Annotated in this window: 14 protein-coding genes; 1 reads left to right on the top strand and 13 read right to left on the bottom strand. The window is 47.7% G+C overall.

Annotated elements, in window-relative coordinates; all coding sequences use genetic code 11:
* Positions 1–629 precede the first annotated feature (629 nt).
* The 12 genes from ndk to trmJ form a co-directional block, all read right to left on the bottom strand.
* Positions 630–1,061: a nucleoside-diphosphate kinase gene (ndk, locus tag CA267_RS15370; RefSeq protein WP_075610228.1), complete on the bottom strand. Its 432-nt coding sequence runs from the start codon at positions 1,059–1,061 to the stop codon at positions 630–632.
* 148 nt (positions 1,062–1,209) lie between these two features.
* Positions 1,210–1,623, bottom strand: coding sequence for a SufE family protein (locus CA267_RS15365; RefSeq protein WP_075610227.1), 414 nt, complete (start codon positions 1,621–1,623; stop codon positions 1,210–1,212).
* Between the two features lie 18 nt (positions 1,624–1,641).
* Positions 1,642–2,175 carry a putative Fe-S cluster assembly protein SufT gene (gene sufT / locus CA267_RS15360; RefSeq protein ID WP_075610226.1) on the bottom strand — a complete coding sequence of 178 codons (534 nt, stop codon included), beginning with the start codon at positions 2,173–2,175 and terminating at the stop codon, positions 1,642–1,644.
* Positions 2,176–2,184: 9 nt separating this feature from the next.
* Entirely contained in the window at positions 2,185–2,544 is a 360-nt protein-coding gene (locus CA267_RS15355; RefSeq protein WP_075610225.1) for a HesB/IscA family protein, read from the bottom strand.
* Between the two features lie 11 nt (positions 2,545–2,555).
* On the bottom strand, positions 2,556–3,773 hold the full coding sequence (locus CA267_RS15350) for an aminotransferase class V-fold PLP-dependent enzyme (RefSeq protein WP_075610224.1): 1,218 nt from the start codon (positions 3,771–3,773) through the stop codon (positions 2,556–2,558).
* Positions 3,770–5,029 carry a Fe-S cluster assembly protein SufD gene (gene sufD, locus CA267_RS15345; RefSeq protein ID WP_075610223.1) on the bottom strand — a complete coding sequence of 420 codons (1,260 nt, stop codon included), beginning with the start codon at positions 5,027–5,029 and terminating at the stop codon, positions 3,770–3,772. The genes CA267_RS15350 and sufD overlap by 4 nt, the downstream gene beginning before the upstream one ends.
* A complete protein-coding gene (gene sufC / locus CA267_RS15340; RefSeq protein ID WP_075610222.1) occupies positions 5,026–5,787 on the bottom strand; it encodes a Fe-S cluster assembly ATPase SufC in 762 nt (253 codons plus the stop codon). The genes sufD and sufC overlap by 4 nt, the downstream gene beginning before the upstream one ends.
* 3 nt (positions 5,788–5,790) lie before the next feature.
* On the bottom strand, positions 5,791–7,227 hold the full coding sequence (gene sufB, locus CA267_RS15335; RefSeq protein ID WP_075610221.1) for a Fe-S cluster assembly protein SufB: 1,437 nt from the start codon (positions 7,225–7,227) through the stop codon (positions 5,791–5,793).
* 330 nt (positions 7,228–7,557) lie between these two features.
* Positions 7,558–8,739 carry an IscS subfamily cysteine desulfurase gene (locus tag CA267_RS15330; RefSeq protein ID WP_075610220.1) on the bottom strand — a complete coding sequence of 394 codons (1,182 nt, stop codon included), beginning with the start codon at positions 8,737–8,739 and terminating at the stop codon, positions 7,558–7,560.
* A 3-nt stretch (positions 8,740–8,742) separates the two neighbouring features.
* Complete coding sequence (gene iscR, locus CA267_RS15325) at positions 8,743–9,228, bottom strand: Fe-S cluster assembly transcriptional regulator IscR (protein ID WP_075610219.1); 486 nt, start codon at positions 9,226–9,228, stop codon at positions 8,743–8,745.
* Positions 9,229–9,333: 105 nt separating this feature from the next.
* Complete coding sequence (gene cysE / locus CA267_RS15320; RefSeq protein ID WP_075610218.1) at positions 9,334–10,161, bottom strand: serine O-acetyltransferase; 828 nt, start codon at positions 10,159–10,161, stop codon at positions 9,334–9,336.
* 6 nt (positions 10,162–10,167) lie between these two features.
* Positions 10,168–10,884, bottom strand: coding sequence for a tRNA (cytosine(32)/uridine(32)-2'-O)-methyltransferase TrmJ (trmJ, locus tag CA267_RS15315; RefSeq protein WP_075610217.1), 717 nt, complete (start codon positions 10,882–10,884; stop codon positions 10,168–10,170).
* Positions 10,885–11,109: 225 nt separating this feature from the next.
* Between trmJ and suhB the strand changes: the two genes are divergently transcribed.
* Complete coding sequence (gene suhB, locus CA267_RS15310) at positions 11,110–11,886, top strand: inositol-1-monophosphatase (protein WP_075610335.1); 777 nt, start codon at positions 11,110–11,112, stop codon at positions 11,884–11,886.
* A 45-nt stretch (positions 11,887–11,931) separates the two neighbouring features.
* Here the strand turns inward: suhB and CA267_RS15305 are convergent, their stop codons facing one another.
* Positions 11,932–12,111 carry a hypothetical protein gene (locus CA267_RS15305; RefSeq protein ID WP_139316257.1) on the bottom strand — a complete coding sequence of 60 codons (180 nt, stop codon included), beginning with the start codon at positions 12,109–12,111 and terminating at the stop codon, positions 11,932–11,934.
* Position 12,112: the final 1 nt, after the last annotated feature.

Genomic DNA, 12,112 nt, shown 5'->3' with positions numbered 1-12,112 from the left:
GTTGAAAATTATCAGAAGTTCAATGACAACAACATAGCTGTGGCCACACTTGCCTGAGTGACACTCTTAAATGACTGTACACTGCACAATTTTTGGACGCAGATTTTACCATAGGCAGATGCGCATAGAAAGCAGGCATTATAAGAGTTCTGATGGCTTTACAACCTGAAATCGTGCGTTTATCTGTAACAATTTCGGCAGTTTTGACGCCACCCGCGATACAATAATTTGCTTGCACTGTGCGCACGCTGAGAAAACGTGACTTAACAGCAGGACAAACTCCCTGACACGCTGGTTTTGTGTTAGATATTGTGACCTGTTCGTCTTTTTATCTTCCTTTTGATTCGGATATCCTTACGCGCCAGGATCACCACCACAAACTGCAGCAATGGCTTGCCGATCAAAACTGGGCTGAAAGCTTTGAAAAGAACAGAGATGAAGGTCTTGTCAGCAGGCAGTCCGGCTCAGTCAGTCAACTTTTTACACCGCAGGGACCGAGACTAGATAGCAGCATTGGGGAGATTTTTGGGGTCGATGACGCCTTCGCTGAATATGCGTTAACGCTGAGCGAAAATACAGCAACAAAAAAAAGGAGCTTCGAAAGCTCCTTTTTTACGCAACCGTTTAAATTAACGAGTGCGAGGGCAGATTTCTTCTTCAGAAAAGAAATAAGCGATTTCACGCGCCGCCGATTCTGGTGCATCAGAACCGTGAACCGCGTTTTCATCGATAGATACTGCGTAATCAGCGCGCAGCGTGCCAGCTGCTGCGTCAGCAGGGTTAGTTGCACCCATAATTTCACGATTTCTCACTACGGCATTTTCGCCTTCAAGCACCTGAACCATTACTGGACCAGAAGTCATGAAATCAACCAATGCACCAAAGAAAGGACGCTCTTTATGTTCTGCGTAAAAACCTTCAGCCTGCTCTTTGCTCAAATGTAGCATTTTAGACGCTACAATGCGCAAGCCAGTAGTTTCAAAACGATTGTAGATTGCGCCGATAACGTTTTTTGCTACTGCGTCTGGCTTGATAATTGAAAAAGTGCGCTCTAGAGCCATCTTCCTGTCTCCGAATTAAGTCTTATAAATTTTGGCCGCGAATTATAGGCAATTCTCAGCTACTTGACCAGTGGCTATTTTTGCTGCCGCTGAAGTATGTATTTACTACCGTTGTCACCTTACCGTACGACAGATCAGCGCCAGGCAATTAATTTATGGACTGGCGCGCCAATAGCTGGATTTTCGCGACAATAGCACGTAACCCATTGCCGCGGGTGGGCGTAATGTGCCTTTCTAAATCCAGTTCCGCGAAGTAGCTGTCAATATCGAAATCTAAAATTTGCTTAGGCGTTTTATTATTGTACGCGGCCAAGACTAATGCCAGCAATCCCTGAACAATTACTGCGTCGCTATCAACATCAAACTTCAAGTGTCCGCCTTCGATACGAGAAATCATCCAGACACTGCTTTGACAGCCCTTTACCAACCGATCTGGCGTCTTATCTTCTTCAGCAAGACCTGGAATCGACCTGCCCAGATCAATAATATATTGGTAGCGTTGTTCCCAGTCATCAAAAAAAGCCAAATCATCTACGATTTCCTGGCTATTTGGCAGTTGCATGCGTCATCCTGTTTACGATTAGAAAAATAAACCTGCTTCAAGTTGCGCTTCTTCGCTCATCATATCCCGCGACCAAGGCGGATCGAAAACCAGCTCAACATTCACTTTGCGAACGTTTGGCACCAGGCCAACCCGATATTCCACATCGCCCACCAACACCGGCCCCATGCCGCACCCCGGAGCAGTAAGCGTCATGTTTACATTGACCTCCTGCGTTTGCTGGTTTACGTCCACTTTGTATATTAAGCCTAAAGATACGAGATTGATCGGAATTTCAGGATCGAAAATCGTTTCCAGCGCATCCCACACCTGTTGTTCATTGATAGAGCCATCTTCGGGAGACTCAAAATCCAACGTCATTGCCTTACGGCCAATTGCGCTGGCATCGGTTCCATCAATGCGGTACATATTACCGCGCCAGGTGACAGTATAGTTGCCGCCCAGTTCCTGAGTGATCGTTACAAACTCCCCTTCAGGAATGGTAGTAACATTGCCCGCCGGCACTAATCTTGCGGTACAGTCACGCTCGGTGACCACCATTTTCTGCTCCATGATTACCTTCTATGCACTGATATTGAAGCTTTCACCACAGCCGCATTCGTCAACCACGTTAGGATTATTGTATTTAATAATGCCGTTAACGCCTTCTTTGACATAATCAATCTCGGTGTTGCGTACAAGAGGAACCGCATCTTTGGCAATTGCGACAGAAAGCTTATCGCTCACTTTCACAATTTCATCAGAGTCTTCCGGGCGGTCAGCAAAATCCAGGACATAAGCGTAACCCGTACAACCACTAACGCGAGTAGAAAATCGAATCCACTGACCATCGCGATCAGCAACTTTTTTCTCAAAATGCTTTCTTGCACTGTCTGTCAGCGAAATGACCGACGCATTGGGTACAAACGTTTCAACCGTCACAAAGCCTCCTGTTAAGCCAACATGGCTTTCGCTTTACGAAGAGCGATGAACAACGCATCCACTTCGTCAAGCGTGTTATAAATAGAAAATGATGCGCGAGCCGTGCCAGGAATGCCCAATCGTTTCATAAGCGGCTGGGCGCAGTTATCACCCGTGCGAATAGCAACGCCCTGGCGGTCCAAAATAAAGCCAACATCTGCCGGATGCGCACCATCCAGCAAAAAGCTCAGCACGCCCACTTTATTTGCCGCAGTACCAATAATTCTCATGCCGTCAAAGCTCTCAGCCTGCTCAGTGGCACTGGCTAACAACGTACGTTCATGAGCTTGCACTGCTGCGGTATCCAGCTGACTGAACCAGTCTATCGCCGCAGCCATCCCGATAGCCCCAGCGATATTCGGCGTACCAGCCTCAAGGCGATTGGGTAACCCGCCCCAGGTTGCTGAGTCGTAAGTGACATCCGCAATCATTTCACCGCCCGTAAGCCATACCGGCCAGTCTTCTAATACAGTATGGTGGCCCCATAGCGCCCCAATTCCTGTAGGTCCGAACAGCTTATGTCCGGAAAACGCATAGAAATCGCATCCGATATCCTGAACATCTACGCCACCGTGAGCGATTCCCTGTGCTCCATCAACTAAGACCAACGCACCGTATTCCTTCGCTTTAGCAGTTAATGCCTTAATAGGATTAACCGTTCCCAACGCATTGGAGACATGAGGAAATGCCACGAGCCGGGTGTTAGGACCAAGTAAAGCCTCAAAGGCAGCAATATCCAGCTCGCCGTTATCATACATGGGCACTATTTTTAACGTGGCGCCCGCGCGTTTGCATGCCTGTTGCCAGGTAACCAGGTTGGCGTGATGCTCCATTTCGGTAGCTATCACTTCATCGCCCGCCTTAAGGCGCTGCCCCAATCCGTTCGCTACCAGATTAATCGCTTCCGTAGTTCCACTGGTCCAGATAACTTCTTCACGCACATTAGCATTAATAAATGTTGCCACCGTGTCACGAGCGTTTTCATAGCGCTTAGTGGCTTCATCAGAAAGCCGATGCGCGCCGCGGTGAACATTCGCGTTACATGTGGTGTAAAAGTCTATTATCGCGTCCAGCACCGCTTGGGGCTTCTGCGTGGTAGCGGCATTATCAAGATAAACCAGCGGCTTACCGTCGATTTGCTGGGCCAGAATAGGAAACTGCTGGCGTAGCGACATCACATCAAGGCTCATTTCACCTCCATGTGACTGAAACGCTCGCTAAGTTTTGGCAGTAACCATTGGGAAATAGCCTGGTCCGGAATTTGATTGACCAGCTCCTGAATAAAGCCAAAGTTGAGCATGACCAGGGCTTTGCTACGAGAAATTCCACGAGTCACCAAATAATACAGTTCGTTTTCGGCAATTTCGGCCACTGTCGCGCCGTGAGCGCATTTAACATCGTCGGCGTAAATTTCCAGTTCAGGCTTGGTATGGATAAGCGCCCGGCGTGAAAGCAGCAGATTGCGATTGTTCAATTCTGCGAGAGTTTTCTGCGCATCACGATGAATATGAATGCGACCATTGAATATTGCCCGTGCACCATCACCAATAATACCGCGGGCATTTTCTTCCGTCGTTCCATTAGGTACGGCATGCTCAATGTTGGTATGAAGATCAAATAATTCACCTTCTGCCAATAAATAAATCGCATTCATCTTCGCGCTGGCATGTTCACCAGCGTGCCAGATATCAATGTCCAAGCGGGACAACTCGCTTCCGTAACCCACTACCGCGCTGTTAAGTGAAGACGATTCACCCAGCTTAAAGTGACTGCCGCCCACCTGTTTTGCCTTTTCGGTATAAAAAGCAAAACGGTAATGTTCCAAATGAGCGTTTTTGCCAATATCGTATTCGGCGAACGCGGTAGTCATGCTGCTCACCGCGCCTTCACCATGTTCAAGCACCCGCGCCCTGGCGTTCTCTCCTACTCGAACAAGCACTCGAATATGAGAATCTACATCCGCAGTAACCTTATTTACTATGCGAATGACAGGCTCAATAACCGCATCTGCAGCAACGTCGATGACTATTCCTTGTTGCGCAACGACATCATTGACTAAGCCAAAAACATGGCGCGCCGGCTTAACGCTGCCAAACAAGCTGATCACGTTCTGTTGCGCGTTTTCCGAAGGCGTAGATAAATCAGAAATGGTAATACCTTCAGGCAAATTAATGCTGCTGATGTCCGTTACCAGCTGACCATTAGCAAAAACAATATCAAGAGAATTCAAGTCATCAATAACCGGAGCAGCTTCTTCGCCTGTCACGACACTGTTATTGGCTTCCCGCTTATCTAAAGCAGTTAAGGGTGTAAATCGCCAACTTTCGTTACGGCGTCCCGGCCAGCCAGCTTGCTGTAATTGCAGTAAAGCCTGTTGACGCACAGGCGCCAAATAATCCGATACCTGCTGCGCCTGAGCAATGACCTGTGTTAGCCACTGGCTCATGCTTCAGCCTCCTCGTACTTTTTACCTAAAAACGCGTAGCCGCCTTTTTCCACTTCCAAAGCCAAAGAGGCATCGCCACTTTTAACAATTTCACCGCCAGCCAAGATATGTACGAAATCGGGTTTAATAAAATCCAGCAGGCGCTGATAATGGGTGATCACAATGAAACTGCGCTCACCATCACGTTGACTATTAACGCCATCTGCAACAACCTGCAGGGCATCAATATCCAGCCCGGAATCGGATTCATCAAGAATGCAAAGTGACGGCTCAAGCAAGATCATTTGCATGATTTCGTTGCGTTTTTTCTCGCCACCAGAAAAACCTTCGTTCACACCACGCTTTAAAAAGTCCAGCGGCAATTGAACCTGCTTACAGGCTTCTTTGGCCTTTTTCAAAAATTCAGCTGCCGTGAGAATGTCTAACCCGCGTTGCTCCCGCATGGCATTTACGGCTTCTTTCATAAATTCCATATTACTAACGCCGGGAATTTCTACCGGATACTGAAATGCCAGGAAAAGCCCTTCACGCGCCCGCTCTTCCACTTCCAGCTCAAATAATGGCTTATCATTAAACATCACTTCACCTGAAGTGACCTCATAGCCTTCGCGCCCTGACAAGACATAACCAAGCGTCGATTTACCTGCTCCGTTGGGGCCCATGATCGCGTGGACTTCACCCGGCTTAACCTCCAGGTTAAGGCCTTTAATAATGGCTTTGTCTTCCACACTCGCATGTAAGTTATTAATTTTAAGCATTGATTACCCCACTGAACCTTCAAGACTAATTTCGAGCAACTTACCCGCCTCAACGGCGAATTCCATCGGCAGCTCTTTGAATACTTCTTTACAGAAACCGTTCACAATCATAGAAACGGCTTTTTCGGCGTCTAATCCCCGTTGCTGACATAAGAACATTTGTTCGTCGCTCACTTTAGAAGTGGTCGCTTCATGCTCAATAATTGCAGTAGGATTCCGACTTTCAATATAGGGGAACGTGTGTGCCCCACAGGTATCACCAATAAGCAATGAGTCACACTGCGTAAAATTACGTGCTCCGTCAGCTTTAGGACCCATTCTCACCAAGCCGCGGTAGGCATTATTACTATTGCCAGCAGATATTCCTTTGGAAATAATGGTCGAACGAGAGTTTTTACCAAGATGAATCATTTTGGTACCGGTATCGGCCTGCTGACGTCCGCGCGTCAATGCAACGGAATAAAACTCGCCGACGCTGTTATCACCTTTAAGCACACAACTAGGATACTTCCAGGTAATGGCGGAGCCAGTTTCAACCTGCGTCCAGGATATCTTGGCATTGTTGTGGCATATTCCCCGTTTGGTCACGAAGTTATAAATACCGCCTTTGCCATTTTCATCGCCGGGATACCAATTCTGCACAGTAGAATACTTGATGTTAGCGTTGTCCATCGCCACCAGCTCGACTACTGCAGCGTGCAACTGGTTTTCATCCCGTTGCGGCGCAGTACATCCTTCCAGATAACTTACGTGGCTCCCTTCGTCAGCAACAATCAGAGTACGTTCGAACTGGCCGGTGTTTTGCTCATTAATACGAAAATAGGTAGACAACTCCATCGGGCAGCGAACACCTTTTGGAATGTAAACAAATGAACCGTCAGTAAATACAGCGCTATTAAGTGCAGCAAAAAAATTGTCCGAGCGCGGCACCACGGTTCCCATGTATTTTTTCACCAACTCAGGATACTTGTGCACCGCTTCAGAAATAGGACAGAAAATAACACCGGCATCTTCCAGTTTAGACCGAAAGGTTGTGACTACAGAGACCGAATCAAAGACAGCATCAACGGCCACACCTGCGAGCATTTCCTGCTCGTGAAGTGGAATACCCAGCTTTTCGTAAGTACGCAGCAATTCAGGATCAACTTCATCCAACGACTTCGGCTTGTCCTTCATGCTTTTGGGCGCTGAATAATACGAAATCCCCTGATAATCAACTTTGGGATAATTTAGATGGGCCCAATCAGGCTCTTCCATCTTCAACCAGGCCTGATACGCCTTAAGACGCCATTCGAGCATCCATTCGGGCTCTTCTTTCATAGCGGAGATTCGGCGGATAACCGATTCGTCCAGACCGTTTTCGAAGGTTTCAGATTCAATTTCCGAATAAAAACCCGCTTCGTATTTTCTCGATAACGCCTGTTCGATCTGTTCACTCATGTTTGGATCTCACTTTTTTGCCTGCGATGGCTGGTACATTTGCAATCATTCAGGGCCATCTCGGTCTTGCCCTGTTTTGCTTACTAGGACAGATGTCTGAGACATCTTACCGTCTCTTTCTGAAGCCGTACCAACCTAATGTCAATGTGCGTATTATATAATACCTGAGTAAATCACTCAACTATTCGCGGTTTGTTTAATTAATTACCAGAAGTGTAAGCGTTTGGCTTTTTGAAATCAGGACGCATTCCAACTACCCGATTTTCTGCAGCTGAGGCGGGCGCGAATCATGCCCCACCCCCTTAAATTATTCAATACCGTTACAGCAGCCTACGCGTGGGTAGACCTTTTCTGCGCTAACCGAAGCTTGGTCACCGTGTCGCAAACTTTGTCGATAACATATTCAATATCTTCCGCCGTGGTAAAACGGCCAACGCTAAAGCGTATTCCGCTATGCGCTAATTCGGCACTACGTCCTATTGCACGAAGCACATACGACGGCTCAAGGCTGGCAGATGTACAAGCGGAACCCGAAGAAACCGCAATATCATGAAGGCCCATCATCAGGCTCTCGCCGTCAACGCCGCCAAAACTAACATTAAGATTACCAGCAATGCGGTGCTGGGCATCCCCGTTTAAATAGATATCGTCTAATGCGCTGAGCCCTTGCCACAGTGTATCCCGCAACTGTTGAATGCGGGCAGTGTCTGTCGCCATGGCCTTTCCCGCCAATTCCAGTGCTTCACCCATACCCACTATCTGGTGCGTGGGTAAGGTTCCGGATCGCATTCCCCGCTCATGTCCGCCGCCGTGGATCTGCGCCGCTAATTTAACCTTGGGGCGGCGTCTGACGTACAAGCCGCCAATGCCTTTTGGGCCATAAATTTTGTGGGCTGAAATGGAAAGTAAATCCACCTCCAATGCTTGGGTATCAATGGCTACTTTACCCACACTTTGGGCTGCATCTACATGAAATAGAACGCCTTGCTGTCGGCACAGTTCACCAATAGCCGCAATATCCTGAATCACGCCTATTTCATTATTTACATGCATAACACTGACTAAAATGGTGTCTTGCCGCAGCGACTGGCGTAACTGCGCCAACGATATCAGCCCCTTTTCATCTACGGGTAAATAGGTAATCTCAAACCCTTTACCCGCCAAATAGGCGCAGGTATCAAGCACGGCCTTATGCTCAGTTTCTACAGTAACAATATGCTTTCCTTTATCAGCATATTGTTCCGCCACGCCTTTAATCGCTAAATTATCAGATTCGGTCGCACCAGAGGTAAAGACGATTTCCCGCGGATCGCAGTTAATTAAATCGGCAATTTGATTGCGCGCCACATCAACCGCTTCTTCGGCCATCCAGCCAAAACGGTAGGTCCGTGACGCAGGATTGCCAAAGTTGCCATCCAGCGTCAGACATGCAGCCATTTTTTCAGCGACACGCGGGTCAACTGGCGTGGTGGCCGCATAATCAAGATAAACAGGAGAAGAAGAACGTGTCATGAATTACAACCGAATACTAACTTCGATGTCCTGAGCAATCTTGCTTAGCGATTTACTCTTATCCTGCCGTCCGGCTACTTCAAGCACATCTCGCTTATCCATTAACTCACCCAGAGTAATACTATTAAGAAAAACACTGATGCGGTCACTAAGATCCTGCCATAAACTATGCGTAAGGCAGCGCTCACCGCCCTGACAATCTGACAGCCCCTGACAGCGGGTAGCATCGACAGTTTCATCAACAGCCCGAATGACTTCACCGATGGCGATACTACCAGCGTCGCGGCCCAACAAATAGCCGCCTCCCGGCCCCCGAACACTGTCAACCAACTGCTCTTTGCGTAAGCGAGAGAAAAGCTGCTCAAGATAGGATAATGAAATTTCCTGGCGCTCGGAGATATCCGCTAAAGGAACCGGCCCCTGCGTAGAATGTAATGCTACATCCAGCATTGCGGTAACTGCATAACGCCCTTTTGAAGTTAATTTCATATCTCTCCCCTGCCCAAAATCAATGCGGAAATTGTTCCATACCCGAGTAAAATGGTCAAGTATATACCCTACTAATTTACTAAGGTATTCGCTCCACGCCTCTACTTAAATTTTGGGATCAAAGGCTTCATGGCTGTCGCCAGCCTCATCGCGAACAAAGGGATCGATGCCAGTATTCGCAAAGTCTTCTGCCGTAATGGAATGTAAATTGTCGGTACAGACATCGCCGCCGAGGGAGCGAATAACACCACAAAGCTCTTCGACTTTAGCGTCCATTTTGTGCATATGTTCCAGCATCACGCCCATCGCGTTGGCTACCGGATCAGGATTATCCGGCGCTACTGCGTAAGCATCAAAACCATATTTTTCAGCAATCTGGTTGCGTTTTTTGCTGGTGCGTTCAATTTCGTCCTTATCAACAGCAGAAAGTACAATCCGCCCCGGAATGCCCACTACCGTAGCCCCGGCGGGCGTATCTTTAACTACCACTGAATTGGAACCAACTTTGGCACCTTCACCGATAGTAATTGGCCCTAAAACTTTAGCTCCAGCGCCAACCACTACGTTTCTCTCCAGAGTCGGATGACGCTTTCCGGCTTTCCAGCTTGTTCCGCCTAACGTCACACCGTGGTACAAAGTAACGTCATCACCAATTTCGGCGGTTTCGCCAATTACCACGCCCATGCCGTGATCGATAAAAACCCGACGGCCAAGGGTCGCGCCTGGATGAATTTCAATGCCGGTGAGCCAGCGGCTAAAAGTAGATAAACTGCGTGCCAGCCATTTCCAGTTCATTCGCCACAACTTATGGCTGATGCGGTGTAACCATACCGCATGAAGACCGGGATAATTGGTAAGTACCTCAAAGGTATTGCGGGCTGCGGGATCCCGGTGAAATACACCGCGAATGTCGTCTTTTATACGCTCAAACACCGGTTTTTACTCTTTGGTCGATTTATCAATAGAAGATAGCATGCCACGCAGAATATTCAGTTCCTGTGATTCTGGCCGCGCACGATTAAACAGGCGTCGCAGTTTTGTCATCACCATGCCCGGATGGTTCTTCACAATAAAATTGGTGCGTAATAGCGTCGATTCCAGGTGCACATAAAAGCGCTCCAAATCCTCGTTCAGCGGATACTCGGCTTCTTTTTCAGGTAAACGGGTAGTATCCAGATGCGCCATTCGAATTTCATAACACAGGGTTTGCACCGCAGCTGCCAGATTTAACGAGCTGTAATCAGGATTTGCCGGAATACATACATGAAAGTGACATTGCTGAAGCTCTTCGTTGGACAAGCCGTTATTTTCGCGGCCAAAAACCAAGGCCACTGGATAGTTTTCCACTTCGCTAACTAATTTTCCGCCACATTCTCTGGGCTCTAACATAGGCCACGAATGGGTGCGCGAGCGCGCCGACGTGCCAACCACCAAACCGCATTCTGCCACTGCCTCCTGTAAGGTGGGAACAATGGTAGCATTCGCCAGAACATCACCCGCGCCGGCAGCCAATGCACTGGCCTGACCGTCAGGCTCCTTTACCGGATCCACCAGATAAAGGTTACTCAATCCCATGGTTTTCATCGCTCTGGCGGTAGAACCAATATTACCTGTATGGGAAGTGTTAACGAGTACAATTCTGATGTTGTCGAGCATGTGTCTGCCTGCATTGTGGAAAGGCGCAGGATAATAACACAGTAGAGCTCTAGATGGCTATCCTGAAGCTATTGTGATGCCCAATCGTCAGGTGAACACATTGCATAATTTGTTCACTCTGCTACACTTCGCGCGTTTTCGAGAATGCTGATCAATGCCTCTCCTTTCACAGACGGTATTGTTGCAGCGTTTCACTTTGATCTTTATACAATTGGTGGTTTATCTATGCATCCGATGCTGAATATTGCGGTGCGCGCTGCGCGCGCGGCGGGTACAATTATTGTTCGCGGTTTTGAAAATCGTAGTGACATTGCAACAGAATCTAAAGGCGCAAACGATTTCGTTACGCAAATTGATAAAGAAGCAGAAAAAGCAATTATTAATAAGATTCAGCAATCTTATCCTGATCATTCTTTTCTCGGCGAAGAAAGCGGCGAAACCGCAGGCAGTGATACTGAATATCAGTGGATAATCGATCCTCTGGATGGCACCACCAATTTTGTAAAGGGCATCCCTCATTTTGCCGTTTCCATCGCGCTTCTTCATAAAGGCCGAATCGAACAAGGTGTGGTTTTTGATCCCATTCGTGGCGAACTTTTTACCGCTAGCCGTGGTCAGGGTGCGCAGTTAAACGGTTACCGTATTCGTACGTCAAAACCTAAAGACTTACAAGAAACTATACTCGCCACAGGTTTACCATTCAAAAATAAAGCACGTTTTGGTGAATACGCCTTAAGCTTAAATAAAATCTTTCAGGAATGTGGGGATATCCGCCGCGCAGGGAGTGCAGCTCTTGATTTGGCTTACGTTGCAGCGGGACGTCACGATGGTTACTGGGAACGAGGCGTTAAACCCTGGGACACTGCAGCGGGTGAATTGCTTGTGCGTGAATCAGGCGGCCTGGTGACAGATTTTAAAGGAAACAACGACCCTCTTTATAAAGGCGAGATTGTTGCAGGTAGCGCAAAGGTTATTCAAGGCGTGCTTAAGCATCTGAAATAATCATATAAAGGCAGCGCGAGCTGCCTTTTTTGTTAAAGTGTTCTGCTACTTTTCTTTTCGCTGACAACGACATTTCATTGAAGAGCTATTAAAGCTAACTTCTACCTCGCCATCTGAAGAGTAAATATAAACATCTTCTTTGGCTTGGTGCATCGGAAAATAGAAGCTTGATAGCCCTTTCTGCTCGTTTTTAAAAGCTTTGCCGCCATCTGATACTTTGAGCATG

The organism is Alteromonas pelagimontana (genome assembly GCF_002499975.2).
Taxonomy (GTDB): domain Bacteria; phylum Pseudomonadota; class Gammaproteobacteria; order Enterobacterales; family Alteromonadaceae; genus Alteromonas; species Alteromonas pelagimontana.
Note: the sequence above shows the minus strand (reverse complement) of the source record. Positions and strands in the feature narration are given on the sequence as shown.